Annotated in this window: 15 protein-coding genes; 3 read left to right on the forward strand and 12 right to left on the reverse strand. The window is 53.6% G+C overall.

Annotation, left to right across the window (positions count from 1 at the left end):
- Positions 1-74: 74 nt before the first annotated feature.
- From ACTHO6_RS05485 to ACTHO6_RS05505, 5 genes are all read right to left on the reverse strand, one after another.
- Entirely contained in the window at positions 75-377 is a 303-nt protein-coding gene (locus tag ACTHO6_RS05485) for a YunC family protein (RefSeq protein ID WP_440240203.1), read from the reverse strand.
- Positions 378-461: 84 nt separating this feature from the next.
- Entirely contained in the window at positions 462-701 is a 240-nt protein-coding gene (locus ACTHO6_RS05490) for a DUF6154 family protein (RefSeq protein ID WP_440240205.1), read from the reverse strand.
- An 18-nt stretch (positions 702-719) separates the two neighbouring features.
- Positions 720-2,177 (reverse strand): bifunctional metallophosphatase/5'-nucleotidase, encoded by a 1,458-nt coding sequence (locus tag ACTHO6_RS05495; protein ID WP_440240207.1) that lies wholly within the window; start codon positions 2,175-2,177, stop codon positions 720-722.
- Positions 2,178-2,205: 28 nt separating this feature from the next.
- Positions 2,206-3,030: a sulfite exporter TauE/SafE family protein gene (locus tag ACTHO6_RS05500; RefSeq protein WP_440240209.1), complete on the reverse strand. Its 825-nt coding sequence runs from the start codon at positions 3,028-3,030 to the stop codon at positions 2,206-2,208.
- A gap of 21 nt (positions 3,031-3,051) precedes the next feature.
- The gene (locus tag ACTHO6_RS05505; protein ID WP_440240211.1) at positions 3,052-3,903 is read right to left on the reverse strand and encodes a DUF72 domain-containing protein; all 852 of its coding nucleotides are present in this window, start codon (positions 3,901-3,903) and stop codon (positions 3,052-3,054) included.
- Positions 3,904-3,957: 54 nt separating this feature from the next.
- Between ACTHO6_RS05505 and ACTHO6_RS05510 the strand changes: the two genes are divergently transcribed.
- Entirely contained in the window at positions 3,958-4,470 is a 513-nt protein-coding gene (locus ACTHO6_RS05510) for a M67 family metallopeptidase (protein ID WP_440240213.1), read from the forward strand.
- On the opposite strand, the gene ACTHO6_RS05515 is transcribed toward ACTHO6_RS05510, so the two are convergent.
- Entirely contained in the window at positions 4,383-5,804 is a 1,422-nt protein-coding gene (locus ACTHO6_RS05515; RefSeq protein WP_440240215.1) for an aspartate kinase, read from the reverse strand. The two genes, ACTHO6_RS05510 and ACTHO6_RS05515, sit on opposite strands and share 88 nt — an antisense overlap.
- A gap of 168 nt (positions 5,805-5,972) precedes the next feature.
- Here ACTHO6_RS05515 and ACTHO6_RS05520 point away from each other — a divergent pair, with 168 nt between their 5' ends.
- A complete protein-coding gene (locus tag ACTHO6_RS05520; protein ID WP_440240217.1) occupies positions 5,973-6,728 on the forward strand; it encodes a polysaccharide deacetylase family protein in 756 nt (251 codons plus the stop codon).
- Positions 6,729-6,797: 69 nt separating this feature from the next.
- On the opposite strand, the gene ACTHO6_RS05525 is transcribed toward ACTHO6_RS05520, so the two are convergent.
- The 5 genes from ACTHO6_RS05525 to ACTHO6_RS05545 all read right to left on the reverse strand — a co-directional run bounded on the left by ACTHO6_RS05525 (position 6,798) and on the right by ACTHO6_RS05545 (position 10,855).
- On the reverse strand, positions 6,798-8,384 hold the full coding sequence (locus ACTHO6_RS05525; protein ID WP_440240219.1) for an SPFH domain-containing protein: 1,587 nt from the start codon (positions 8,382-8,384) through the stop codon (positions 6,798-6,800).
- A gap of 18 nt (positions 8,385-8,402) precedes the next feature.
- The gene (locus ACTHO6_RS05530; RefSeq protein ID WP_440240221.1) at positions 8,403-8,924 is read right to left on the reverse strand and encodes an NfeD family protein; all 522 of its coding nucleotides are present in this window, start codon (positions 8,922-8,924) and stop codon (positions 8,403-8,405) included.
- A gap of 176 nt (positions 8,925-9,100) precedes the next feature.
- Entirely contained in the window at positions 9,101-9,565 is a 465-nt protein-coding gene (locus ACTHO6_RS05535) for an NUDIX domain-containing protein (protein WP_440240223.1), read from the reverse strand.
- Positions 9,566-9,581: 16 nt separating this feature from the next.
- Positions 9,582-10,118 carry a suppressor of fused domain protein gene (locus tag ACTHO6_RS05540; protein WP_440240225.1) on the reverse strand — a complete coding sequence of 179 codons (537 nt, stop codon included), beginning with the start codon at positions 10,116-10,118 and terminating at the stop codon, positions 9,582-9,584.
- A gap of 578 nt (positions 10,119-10,696) precedes the next feature.
- Complete coding sequence (locus ACTHO6_RS05545) at positions 10,697-10,855, reverse strand: hypothetical protein (RefSeq protein ID WP_440240227.1); 159 nt, start codon at positions 10,853-10,855, stop codon at positions 10,697-10,699.
- Positions 10,856-11,232: 377 nt separating this feature from the next.
- Here ACTHO6_RS05545 and ACTHO6_RS05550 point away from each other — a divergent pair, with 377 nt between their 5' ends.
- Complete coding sequence (locus ACTHO6_RS05550) at positions 11,233-11,802, forward strand: hypothetical protein (protein WP_440240229.1); 570 nt, start codon at positions 11,233-11,235, stop codon at positions 11,800-11,802.
- Positions 11,803-12,578: 776 nt separating this feature from the next.
- On the opposite strand, the gene sufB is transcribed toward ACTHO6_RS05550, so the two are convergent.
- Positions 12,579-13,976, reverse strand: coding sequence for a Fe-S cluster assembly protein SufB (gene sufB / locus ACTHO6_RS05555; RefSeq protein WP_440240231.1), 1,398 nt, complete (start codon positions 13,974-13,976; stop codon positions 12,579-12,581).
- Positions 13,977-13,994: the final 18 nt, after the last annotated feature.

Below are 13,994 nucleotides of genomic sequence, written 5' to 3' on the forward strand. Positions count from 1 at the left end.
CCAACAAAAAAAGACACCTTCGTCTGGACGACAAGGCGTCTTGGCTATTCATCCCCTAGGTGTTCCTTTTTCTTCTACAGCATTTTGACGACAGCTTCCCGCCCGATCATGCCGGCTTTGATGCCCTGCGCCTCCGCTGTCGTCGTCACGGATTCCAGCGGCGCGTCCAGCAGTTCGTCAATCGTTTTGACGCCTACGGCTCTGCCCGCAATAATTTCGCGGCTGGCCAACCGTTCGTTCAGCAAGCCCACGTCCAATGCCCCGCACATAATGTAGCCCTTGTCTGTCGTCACCGCAAGCAATGTCGTCTTGGGCAGCCGCACGGTGACCGCGATCGCCGTCCCTTCCGGAAAGTGGATAGGCACTACTTCGACCATCCCGCTCCCTCCTTTTCTCTCCTGCTTTGCGTTACCATCCTATGACACAGCAGCAGAAAGTGTGTACCCTCGACCTCGGCGCACTCACTGCATGAGCAGGGCCGGAAACGCTTCGTCCTCCATTGCGACTTTGCGCTTCATCACTTCGATCATATACGTAGCCAGCATATGAAACAGCTCTTCCTCGTCCATTCCTTCCACCAGCCCGAGAAGGTCCTCGCGTGTCTGCTCGTGCAAAACCCCGACAACCACTGCCGTAATATCCTCCTCGTCGCCGTTGAAGTGTCCCTTGTACAACTCGTATACTTCGTCGATAAACCTCATCGCTCATCCCCCCTGCCTCTATTTGATAGCATGCCCAGAACCGGGCGGGGACACTTTTTCCCACCGGGGCAAAAAAGCGTTTTGCACAAGCGACGGGTCGGTAATCGTGCTTGCGATCACCTCGCGAAGCATTTCTGGATGAAAATACTCGATCTCCTTGCCTTGCAGCAAATCGGGGAACAGGCGGTTGTACATGAACATGTCGACCGTTCCGACTCGATACTCCCGCTCCCCTGCCAACGGCTGGCCGTTCACCTCTATGGCGACAATGTGCGGCTTCGGAGAATCCTCATAGCGGATGTGCAGCCCGTCTACCGCCATCCAGCCCTCGATTTTGCCGCGAAAGCCGCAGCCGCGCAGCTCGCGATGCACGATCTGCGGCTGGATCGCCTGCTCCAGCACGGCGGCGAGCTGCCTGCCGGTGAGCGTCACGGCGCAGACATTGATCGGGTGCGGCACACTTTTCAGCAGGTGGGCAAAGGACAGGCTGCCGCGGTGCAGATCAGACAGCAACAGTCCGCCGTTGGCCATTCCCACCTCGGCCCCCGTCCACTTGCGAATGCTGGCTGCCAGAAAAGAGCCGAACGGAGTCTCCTCCGCCCAGTTGACGCGCAAATCCCGCTCCAGCCGGGCGATCGGGCGAATCAGCCTCGCATGAGCCCGCTCCTGCTCCTGTTGCAAAAAAGCGGCCAGCGACTGATCCGGTTCGTACCGGTCGGTTTCCAACAGCTCTGCCGACACGTCTGCAACCCGCTTGGCAGCGCGGTCCCAGATGAGCCGGATGTGGCCGACGTGCTCGCCGAAGCGGCCAGTCTGGGCGATCAGCGTGTTTCCTACCCGCTCGCCATGCAGCAGCGTATGATGGGTATGTCCCCCTAGGATCAGATCAATCCCTTCGACCTCCTGCGCCAAGCGGCAATCCGTCTGGTAGCCGAGATGGGACAGCAGGATGACGATATCGACAGAGGGACGCAAGGCGGCAACTTGCTCACGTAAAACAGGCAGCGGCTCGCGAATCTCCCAACCCAAGTTCTGATAGGTGGAAAAAGGAATCGTCATCCCGAGCAAAGCGATGCGCAGCTCTCCAAACGTATGAATGGCGTAGGGGACCGCCCATGCCGGAGGGGCCATCGTCGCTTGGTCCAGCAGGTTTCCGACGATGACGGTGAAGTCGGCTTGCTCGTACATCGCATCGAGCTTGCTTTTCGGCAGCGTGATGCCCTCGTTGTTGCCGATCGTCGCGTACTGATAGCCGCATCGGTTCAGAACGCGGACATTCGTTTTGCCGAAGCTCGCTTCCGACCGGGCGTCCATCCTGTCCATATGATCGCCGATGTCAATCGTCAGCACATGCTCCTGCCGACTCTCCCACTGCTCCCGGCTTGTTTTCAGGCAAGTCGCAATCTGCGGCATTTTTTCGAAATGGCTGTGCAAATCGTTGGTGTGCAGCACATGCAAGGTACAGGTGTCCGCCACGACTTTCCCCTCCCTTTGTTTCTCATCCTTATCCGATCACCGCTTTTATGATCATTTGTACGGCAATCGCCAAAATCAACAGGCGCAAAAACAGGACAATCGTGCGCCCTTTCAGCTTGTTTGCCGCGATGGCTCCCAGCTTTCCGCCCGCCCACGCGCCCGGAGCAAGCATAGCGGCGTACAGCCAGTTGATATGGTCATGAAGCATGTTGGTCACCGAGCCGACCACCGCCGATAAAAAAATGACCAGCATAGAGGTAGCTGTGGCGATATGCGGAGGAAACCGATACAGCAGCATCATGGCAGGAACCATCAGCACGCCGCCGCCCACACCGAACAGCGAGGACGTAATCCCGACAAAAAAAGCAATCGTAATCACGCTCCACCTGCTATATCCATACGCATATTCGATGCCTTCGTTGTCGACAAACTTCCGCTTCACTTCCCAGTCGATCTGGCGCGGCCGGAGTTTGTCCTTGACCATCAGGACCCCGAACATGCCCAGCTGAAACAGGCCAAACAGCAGCGTAAAATCTTCTGTTTCTAGTAATGTATTAAGATAGACACCCACGATAGCACCCGGTGCGCTGCCGATAAAGAAAAGCAGGGCACTCTGCCTGTCGACCTTTTTTTGTTTCAGGTACGAGATGGACGACGACAAGGCTGTCACCGCAATCACCAGCAGGGAAGTGGCAGCGGCCACCTGCGGAGACATGGAATTCGGCTCGTACGCGTTGGCGAAAAACATCAGCGCCGGCACAAAAAAGATGCCGCCGCCAAGCCCGGCAATACTGCCGATCACGCCAGCGATTACCCCAATCAGCAAAAACAACACAGCGATAGCTGCAAGCATGGCTACCCTTCTTTCTTCCTTTTAGAACAACTCCATCTGGCGAGGATTCAAACCGCCAGGCTCCAGTCCGAGCATGTCTGAAAACTGCTTGGCATTCGCTGCCGCATCGCCTCCCGAATTATTGTTAAACAAAATGCAGACTTCATCCGCTTCCTGCTCGATCTGGCGAATATGGGCGACCCACTCTGTCAGCTCCTGCTCGCTGTAGCGGTACAGGTAGCGCACGTCGCGCCAGTTTTGGCCTTCGCCCGGATCGCGCCACCCCGCTTTGTTGCGCCCGTGGAACCGGACAATCGCCAGGGCAGGATGCGTGACGGCTGTCACAATCGGAACCGAGCCTTTTCCCACCTGCGGCTCGTCGCACAGCACATGCACCGCATGGATCTGGCGCAAAAAGTCCAGTGTGCGCTCCGCAAAACGCGCTTCAAACCAGCTCTGGTGGCGAAACTCCACGGCAAACGGATAAGCCGCCAGCGCCTGCCGGCATGCTTGCACATACTGGACGTGCTCGCGCGTACAATCGAACCAGGGCGGGAACTGAAACAAGAGCGCCTTCAGCTTTCCCGCCTCCACCAGCGGCTGGATGCTTTCCTCAAACTGCCGGAACAGCTCGCGGCGGCTGACCGGGGCATCCCCTCGCTGATGGCCGGTCATCGCTTGATGCGGCTTCACGATAAAGCCAAAGCGGTCCGGCGTATCCCGGACCCACGACTCGTAATTGCGCTGTGGTAAAATGGCATAGAAGGAGCTGTCCACCTCCACAATCGGAAAGTGGCTGGCGTAGACGGCCAGCTTGTCACGGCTCCGTACACCCTGGCCGTACAATGTGTCGTGATCGCCCCACCCACAGACTCCCACATGGATCGTACTCATGGCACAAAAAACCTCCGGATTTGAATGGAATAAGCAGAAGGAGGACAATTCCTCATGCAATCAACGGACTGGTTAGGTGAACCCTTTGCGTCTAAGGATAACAAAATATGTCTGGAGCGAAAAGTAGCGAAACGCCTCCTGTATGCTGCACAAGAGGCGTTTCCCTATGAATATTCGGCCCTGCTCGTTGGCAGAGGGGCAGTGATTACCGATTTCATTTCCATGCCGCTCTCCCCGGACAAGCACGTCTTTTCCTGGGACGGCCCTGCGTTTTTCCAGGCAATTGGCAACATCCGCAAGCGCCAACTGCAATGGCTGGGCGTCCTGCACACCCATCCGCACACCGCTCCCATCCCTTCCGTGCGGGATGCGGCGGGCTGGCACTACCCATCGCTGTCCTACTGGATTGTCGGCCTGGCCGCGAATGCTCCGGATTGGCGGGTCTATCAATGGCAGGACTGCGAATTCCTCCCGCGCGACTACATGCTCACGGACGCATTAACGGACGCATGGGTAGCGGGCGAAACCATGTCGGCCGATTCTTCCTCGTCTCCAAAGAACGCCTGATACAGCGCGATGACGGCGCGATCCGCTTCTGCTGCCTTGACGCCAAACATCATGCTGACCTCAGACGATCCCTGGTTAATCATCTCCAGGTTGATTTGCGCCGCAGCAAGGGCAGTCGCCGCTCTCGCCATTGTGCCGACCGATTGACGCATGCCTTCTCCGACAATCATGACGAGCGCGAGGCCGCGCTGCACGCTGACATCATCGGCCCCCAGCTCGCGGAAAATGCGCGCGATGATCCGCTTTTCCTTGTCTTCCGTGAGGTCTTTCTCGCGCAGGATCACGGAAATGTTGTCGATGCCCGACGGGGTATGCTCGTAAGCAATTCCCTCCTCCTCGATCACTTGCAAAAGCTTGCGGCCAAAGCCGATCTCGCGGTTCATCAAATACTTGCTAACGTAGATGCTGCAAAAACCGCTGTCGCTGGCAATCCCCGACACCCGGTTTGCCGTGCAGGACCGCTCAGCGACGATCATCGTTCCGGGCGCGGTCGGATTGTTCGTATTTTTGATGCAGACAGGGATGTCCGCCCGGTACGCCGGAATCAGCGCTTCCTCGTGAAAAACGCTGAAGCCTGAATAAGACAGCTCCCGCATCTCGCGGTAGGTGATTTCTTTGATTTTTCGCGGATTCTCAATCAGGGTGGGATTGACGACATACACCGAATCGACATCCGTGAAGTTTTCGTACACATCCGCTGTTACTGCCGCTGCCAGAATCGAGCCGGTAATATCCGAGCCGCCACGCGAGAACGTCACCAGCTCGCCGCTCGCGGTATAGCCAAAAAAGCCCGGAAAGACCGTAATTCCCTTCCTGTCCCGCAGCGAGGCAAGCTTCTCATACGCCTCCGGCAAGACGTGCGCGTTGCCCGCTTCATCGGTCACCAGCATTCCCGCGTCTTTCGGATTCACATAGCTGGCCTCCTCGCCCAGGCTCCGCAAATAGTGCGCCACGATCTTCGCGCATGTATCTTCTCCCGCTGCCTTGACCGCATCCATAAACCGTTCGGCCGACAGCCCCTGCTGATTGGTCAGCACCGCCTCAAGCTCGCTTTCCAGTTGCTGTCCGGCTTCCTCTCCCAATCCCAGCTCCGCCACGATCTCCCGATAGCGCTCAAAAACAGCCTGCTTTTCCGCCTCCGCCTGTCCGTCCTGCAAAAAACGGGTGGCGTAGCGGATCAACAGGTCGGTTACTTTCGTATCGTCCTTCTGCCTTTTGCCAGGTGCCGACACGACGATAATCCGCCGTTCGCGATCAGCCAACACGATGCTGCCTACTTTTCTTATTTGCTCGGCATTCGCCAGGGAAGTGCCGCCAAATTTTGCTACCTTCATTCTCCACTCCTCCATCTGTCTGCTGTCCATTCTTTTTTCGGGAAGTCTGTTACTAGCTTAATGTATCCACCTAAAAAGCACAAGTGTCTTTTCCACAAGGACTGATTGAATAATCCCGAGCGGTTGGCGCATAGTAACGGGAGATAGATGCGAGAAGAGGTGCCACCGATGAAAAAACATCTGCGTTTTTTGCTGCTCACCTGTGCCGTATTGCTCGTCTCGTCCTATAGCCAGACCGCTTTCGCCCTGCGCGAAAAAAATCGCGAATACTACGAGACGCGCGGAGAAATCGTCTGGGAGGTGCCGACAAACAGCAAAGTCATTGCCCTCACCTTTGACGACGGACCCGATCCAGCGTATACCCCGCAGATCGCTGCCCTGTTGAAAAAGTACGGGGCAAAATCGACGTTTTTCGTAGTCGGCTCGCGGGTGAACCAATACCCGGAGGTGGTTCGCTCCCTCGCCCAGGATCAGCATGAGATCGCGAATCACACCTTTAACCATCCTGACATACGCAAGCTTACTCCCGAACGACTGCGCGACGAGGTAGAGAAAACGCAGGAGACGATTTTCGCCGCAACCGGGGTCAGACCTGCGCTGTTCCGTCCGCCGGGCGGATACTACAGCGAGTCTGTCGTTCGTACGGCGAAGCAGGCCGGCTTTTTGATTGTCATGTGGTCGTGGCACCAGGATACGCGCGATTGGACAGACCCCGGCGTCAAAAAAATCGTCGACAAGGTGCTGGGCAACGCTCGCAATGGCGACATCGTTCTCTTCCATGACTACGGCGGAAATCGGAAGCAGACTGTACAGGCGCTGGAGCAGATTTTACCCGAGCTGCAAAAACGCGGCTACCGCTTCGTGACCGTCAGCGAGCTGATGAAGCACTCCGGCCACTTGAAGCAGGTGGACGGGGCCGATTAAAAACAGCAATCCCCCTTGCAAGCGAAGGGGGATTTTTGCGATGCGTTTTGAGTGGTCTTGACTTGGTTTCTATGCTTGATGATCTGTCGGTTTGGCTGCTTGGGCCTTGTCTTCGGCGGCTTTTCCCGCCAGCAGGTTAGAGACGGATGGAGCAGCGGGCTGACCAGGGGTAGCAGCAGGATTGGCCGGGGCAGAGCCGCCCTTTTGCATGAAATCGCTAATCATTTTGTTCATGTCCAGACCGGAGACGTCTTTCAGCATCTCCGGCAGTTGGGCCATCAGCTTGGTGACGTTGCCGCTCAGCCGGTTGACGCCGTCTCCCTGACCGCCGCCCGCATCCACGATGGTGACCTTGTCGATCGCTTTCATCGGCTCGGCAATTTTGGCCGCCAGCTCAGGCAGCATTTTGGCGATAATGTCCAGGACGGCCGCATGACCGAACTTTTCGAATGCTTCCGCCAGCTTTTCCTTCCCTTCTGCTTCGGCTTCCAGCTTGAGCCGCGTAACTTCCGCTTCGGCGGTTCCTCGCGCCTTTTCGGCTTCCGCGATCGCCAGACCTTCAAGTCGCTTCTGTTCCGCCATCGCTTTTGCCTCTGCCTCGATCCGGTACTTGAGCGCATCCGCTTCTTTCAGCTTTTTCGCCTTTTCCGCTTCTGCCGCCTGCTCCACCGAGTAGCGGTCCGCATCGGCTTTTTTCTTCACTTCCGCGTCATATTGCCGCTCGCGGCGCAAAATTTCTTTTTCCTCCAGCTCGATCTCTTTTTGCTTGCGCACGAGATCGATCTTCATTTCCTCTTCCGTTACCTGCTGCTTGGCGACAGCCTCCTGCAGCTTGTAGGCTTGGTCCGCACTGGCACGCGCTTTGTCCTGCTCCTGCTTGAAGGCGGCCACCTTCAATTCTTTTTCTTTTTCCGCTTCGGCAATGTTCGTTTCCTTCAACAGCTCGGCCTTGCGCGCTTCTTCCTCCGCCTGGGCCTGTCTGATCCGCGCTTCCTTGTCTGCGTCGGCCTGGGAAATCGTCGCGTCCCGCTTCACGGCCGCGATCTGCGGAATCCCCAACGCCGCCAGGTAGCCGTTTTTGTCGCGAACATCCTTGATGGTGAAGCTGACGACGGACAGTCCCATTTTTTTCAGGTCCTTCGCCGCGACTGACTGCACCTCCTGGGCAAAGCGCTCGCGGTTTTTGTAAATTTCTTCTACCGTCATGCTGCCGAGAATCGCGCGCAGGTAGCCTTCCAGTACCTCCTGCGCCTCTGCACGGAGCGCTTCGTCTGTTTTGCCCATGAACTGCTCGGCTGCGGTGGCAATATCCTCAATGGAACCGCCTACCTTGATAATCGCCACGCCGTCCGCCATGACGGGTACGCCCTGCTCGGTGTAAACCTCCGGCGTGGACACATCGAGCTTATGCGAACGAAGACTCAAAAAATTCGCTTGTTGAAAAATCGGGAGAATAAAGGCACCGCCCCCGCGGACGATCTTCATTTTGCGGCCGGATTCATCGCTCAGCACGTTTTTCGTTCCCAGGTAGCTTCCCGTCACGATCATGGCTTCATCGGCGCCCACCGTTTTGTACCGCGCCCAAAACGCGATACCTAACACGAGAAAGACGGCGACGACGACCCCGACCGTTGTCAAAATGCCCGGTTCAAACATGTTCGCTCCACTCCTTTGTTATGAGTCCATAGAGAAAGGGATGACGTACAGGACATGATCGCGCACTTCGACCACCACGACACGGGTTCCTTGCGGGATGGTCTTTCCTTCCAGGCTGGCTGCCATGTGATAGGTCGTCCCGCTAATCATAGGCAAGAACACTTCGCCCAAGCCCTCTGCCGGAATCGTCGTCCCTACCTCGCCAAGCTTTCCGCCCAGTTGGGCCATGGAATAGCCCGTCGAGTTTTCCACGCGGCTCATCGGCCTGACCCAGAGGAAGTGTGCCAAGACAGCAAGCCCTGCCCCAATGACCACCGCAAAGGCAAACACCATCCAAGCAGACAAGGAAGGAAATCCGGACAAAATATACCCGGCTCCGCCAAAAGCAGTGAGGCCGCTTACGAACGTGATCGGTTGAAACAGCGGCAAGTGAAGCTGACCGAGCCACTCCGAGACCGTATCGCCGAATAAGAGCGAGAAGACGGTATACATCAGGCCAATCACCAGACAGACCATGTAGACGGTTTCGAGCACGTTCATCTACCTGTCACCCCTTTCCAAAAATACCTCTATTTTTCATACGTAAGAACGGGAAAAAGGTTGCGGAAATAGGGAAAATCCTCCCGTCGAAAGAAACGCAAATCTGTCGAGGCACCCCACACAAAAGCACCGTCCGCGCTGTGGCAGGACGGTGCTTCCTGTCTCTATTTTTTCGTTCAATGGGGCTGATCCAGCATGTTTCCCATATACCCCGGACGATAAACCGGGTCGCTCAATGCTTGCCATACCTGGTCGGGCCGTGCGCTATGGTACTGCGGCAGCGCCCGCCACTCCTCCAGCGTCATCCAGCCCGCCCAGTCGATCTCCTCGTCCTCCAGCCCACCAGGGATGGGCGTCGTCTCCTCGCCCACCAGTTTGGCCAGCACGGCAATCCCCACGGTGTGCTTTCCGTCGCCTTCCTGGTCAATCCGGTCATCGACCCACAGCAGACGCTCCATTTCGACGAGCAATCCCGTCTCTTCCCACACTTCTCTTCTCGTCGCTTCCGGGATCGCTTCCAAATACTCTACATTCCCGCCCGGCAAGCTGTAAACAATCCCCTTCTTGCTCTTTTCCCGAATCACCAGAATTTTGCCTTCGTGCCAAACCACTACGGTCACTCTCAACCGAATCTCTTTCATCCCGCTCGCTCCCTTCTCAGATGGCAGGGGTACGCCGTACATGCAAGGAATCTACGCCGGAGTCCGCAAACCGCTCCTGCAATGCCTCCAGTCCAAACCGCTCGACATACCGGGCTTCCGATTCCGCAATGGCATGCAGCATCATGAACCGGATGACATCCGTACCATTTGTATAATAATCAAAGCCGACTTCCTCAAAAAAGGCGGGAGTAAGAACCGCGTGATTCAGCACAGAGCCCTCCACGATCACGTCGGCAAGCGGAAACACATCTCCTGCCTGCACGCGCGTCCGCTCTTTGTCCCAGCGACGAATCACCTGCGAGGCAATCGTTGCAAGGTGCGCAATCATTTCCTTTTGAAAGCGGTACGAATACAGCATACATTCGCTCGCTCCCGTTTTGTGAAGCTCCAGCGTCACGTATGTCCACCAGCCCCGCCTGCGCGACGGCGGATAGACGCCAATCAGCACATCCGCCGCTTCAAGCTGATACAGCTCTCCCCGGCTCCCGAAAAAACGGTCGCAGTGATGAATCAGCTGCCCTGTTACTAGCATATGTATATCCCCGCTTCCACAAGAAAAAAATGTGCGGTTCACCAGAGGAAAACTTGGCTTCGCCAGTCTTTTGGCCCGGGCCTCCGCTGTCTGTCTCCGTTGCCTTTCTGTTGAAATGCCTGCTTTACTGATGATCGCCCCAAAAAAGCATGCCTGTCCTAGCAAGCATGCTTGTTGTTCGTATCGGATTGGCGATATCACGTTCAACCGTACTTATTTATTTTACCACTGCTCCAAAGAAATGGACAAGCCGAGCGCTGGTCTTGTTCAAGCCGTGTCCACCTCAAACAGGCATGTTTGCGAGAGATGTGGCTGCTCCCTTCATTTAGCTACCTCCTGAAATACTAATAAATTCAGCAATAGTTGCCAAACGTTCAATGATCTTATCTATTCGGATTGCTAGATAAGCTGAGCTACACGCTATTACCACGAAACAAAGCGTAATGATCCAAGACTGGACGCGATTAAACGACATCATGATCGCACCTTTCCTTGTAACTCTTTGTTTGGAATTGTATTTGCAAAAATCATTACAAAACAAACCTATATTTTTTTATAGTGAACCAAGTTTAAATTACTCAGTTGAAGATACTAGCTTTAAGGTGCTGATTTTCTTCACCGGCAGCTTTGTATTCGTTCACTAGACCGGAGAGCGTATCGATGCGTTGTCGGTATTCCTCCACAACCAAATTATCCTTACGTGAAATTTCGGAAAGCTGCTCGATCTGCTGTGCCACTTTCGTGAACCCAGAAACTACTTTTGCTAGGATCAATTAAAATAGATTGAATTTTGTTAAATTTATAGGTAGTATGAAAATGTAAAACGAGTATATTACTAGGAGATTAGTATAAAAAATTGAAGACACGATTATGGAAAGATCCAATGGTGCCGTTACAGGTGAAAATGATGATGGAGTAATTATCACGTATCGTAGCTGGTCTACCTCAGGAGTGCCAACACTATCGTTTAATAGTATTTTACATCTGAGAAAACTTAAATTTGTACCAACAGAAACATTTTAAGTGTTTTTGGCAACAATTATTTGCCAAACACTACATTTTTTAATTGCCACTAACACATTTTAAGATAGGTTATTATCCAAGGAGTGAATACATGAATATTACTCAAATCACATCAATTACTGATAAATCTCATCTTAAAATCATGTATAACAAAGTGTTTAATAGCAATGATCCGTTAAGTCAGATATTTAGTGATGAAATCCCACACAGATTATTAGTTTGCACGATTCCAAGCCCTTATTTAGACGAGGAATTACTGCGCGCTGTTACATGTGCTGCACGATTCGTCGGAGACGAATATTTCTATATTTCTGAAGTTGAAGGGAGGTCAATCCATACTTTTTTTGACGAGAACCATTGGAAATTAAAAATAGATGTTACCTATGATGAGTATAGTAGGACAACCCCCCCAATACTTTTTGAGAATGCTATTTATTCTCCTAATGGCTCCTGGGGCATTCTGGTTGCACACGATGATTTTGCTGTTATAGGAGGTAACGAAATTTTTATTAGCACGATCAAAGAGAATTATTCAAAGTGGAAGTCTGGTTTAGATATGTTCTTGAAGAAATGGGCGTTCAATGTGAATCATAATATTGGAAATCTTTGTTGGTTGCCAACATTTTTGGAGCATCTAAAAATACATCATCATTTTAAATAAACCATTTTTGGGGAGCCGCCATCAATTACAGTCATTTGTCCACCAGTCATGGACAAACCGGCCATTCGGAGTAAAAATCACGCTCTCGCTCTAGCTCGGTTTTTCTTTGCTTTTTATAGTGTGAGAAATTCCCAAGCGTTTGGCAATTTGGCCAGTCTGGTGAAGGGAAAGCTGTTCAAGATAAAACAGCCAGTTATCTAGATCGTCTCGTTCCTTGTACAAGCACTGCTTCTTGATCCGATACATCCAACCCCTCAACTTGAAGAGACGCTTTTGCACTTCGCATGGCTCGGGCAATATCTGCCGTCCGCAGCCGGTTGATAAAAAAGCAGATAATCATAGGCCGACTGTTTGCCCTGTTCCGGAAGTAGCTCAAGCAAAGTTATAAGATCCGTGGTTTTCACAGCCACAACACACGCCCTCCCTTTCATGACATCTGTAGACCGCCGCATTTGCCTGTTTAGGCCGAAGTTAGGAGGTACTAATTCTTGCTCATATATTTGTAAGCGAGCCGATCTCCCCGTTCTATCCCCTCACGCTCTCAGGCATACCCGCGCAGTACATCTCCTCGAAGCTGGCGCCCAATATAAAATACGTGTCCGAGCGACTAAGGCACGCAAGCGTGAAAGTCACTGCGGACACGTATCTGCATGTTACCAAGAAGATTGAAGACGATGCGCTCGCGTTATATGAGCGATACGTCCAAAACTAAATATATATGGGCAAATTATGGGCAAGCCCATTTTGTAAGCCCAGAAACCCTTGAGGCGCAAGGGTTAACCGATGCTGCCTTCCATCTCGAACTTAATCAATCTGTTCATCTCCACCGCATACTCCATCGGCAATTCCTTCGTGAATGGCTCGATGAAGCCCATGACGATCATTTCTGTCGCTTCGGCTTCGGACAGACCGCGGCTCATCAGGTAGAAGAGCTGATCCTCGGACACTTTGGAAACAGTCGCTTCGTGCTCCAGCGTGATGTTGTCGTTCATGATCTCGTTGTACGGGATCGTGTCGGACGTGGACAGTTTATCCAGAATCAGCGTGTCGCACTTGATGTTCGACTTGGAGCCTTCCGATTTGCGTCCAAATTGAGCCAGACCGCGATAGGTTACTTTTCCGCCGTCGCGGGAGATCGATTTGGAAATAATCGTGGAGGTGCAATCCGGCGCCAGGTGAATCATTTTCGCGCCTGCGTCCTGGTGCTGGCCTTTGCCTGCTACCGCAATAGACAAAACGGTTCCTTTGGCGCGAGGGCCTTTCATGATGACCGCAGGGTATTTCATGGTCAGCTTGGAGCCGATGTTGCCGTCGATCCATTCCATGTTCGCATCTGCGTAAGCCACCGCGCGTTTGGTTACCAGGTTGTATACGTTGTTGGACCAGTTTTGGATCGTGGTGTAGCGGCAGCGTGCGCGCTCTTTCACGATGATTTCTACCACCGCGGAGTGCAGGGAGTCCGTGCTGTAAATCGGTGCTGTACAGCCCTCTACATAGTGCACGAACGAATCCTCGTCCGCGATAATCAGCGTGCGCTCGAACTGCCCCATGTTCTCCGAGTTGATCCGGAAGTAGGCTTGCAGCGGCGTTTCCACTTTTACGCCTTTTGGCACGTAAATGAAGGAACCACCGGACCATACAGCCGAGTTCAGCGCCGCAAACTTGTTATCGGTTGGCGGGATGACCGTTGCAAAGTATTCTTTTACGATGTCCGGGTACAGCTTCACGGCCGAATCCATATCGCAGAACAAGACGCCCAGTTTTTCCAGGTCTTCCTGCATGTTGTGGTACACGACCTCAGATTCGTATTGGGCGGATACACCGGCGAGGAACTTCTGCTCCGCTTCCGGAATTCCCAGCTTGTCAAAGGTTGCCTTGATTTCTTCCGGCACCTCGTCCCAACTGCGGCCTTGCTTTTCCGAAGGCTTTACGTAGTACGTGATGCTGTCGAAATCGAGGTGGTCCAGGTCGCCGCCCCATTTCGGCATTGGCATGCTGTTGAAAATGTCCAGGGCTTTCAAGCGGAATTCCAGCATCCATGCCGGCTCATCCTTGATCTTGGAAATTTCCTCGACGATTTCGCGAGTCAGACCCTTTTTCGTCCGGAAGACAGAGACGTCCTTGTCGTGAAAGCCGTACTGGTAATCCTGTATCTCAGGGGCTTTTTTCGCCATTGTTGCTCACTCCTTCTT

The sequence above is a fragment of the Brevibacillus sp. SAFN-007a genome, assembly GCF_051967035.1.
Classification (GTDB): domain Bacteria; phylum Bacillota; class Bacilli; order Brevibacillales; family Brevibacillaceae; genus Brevibacillus.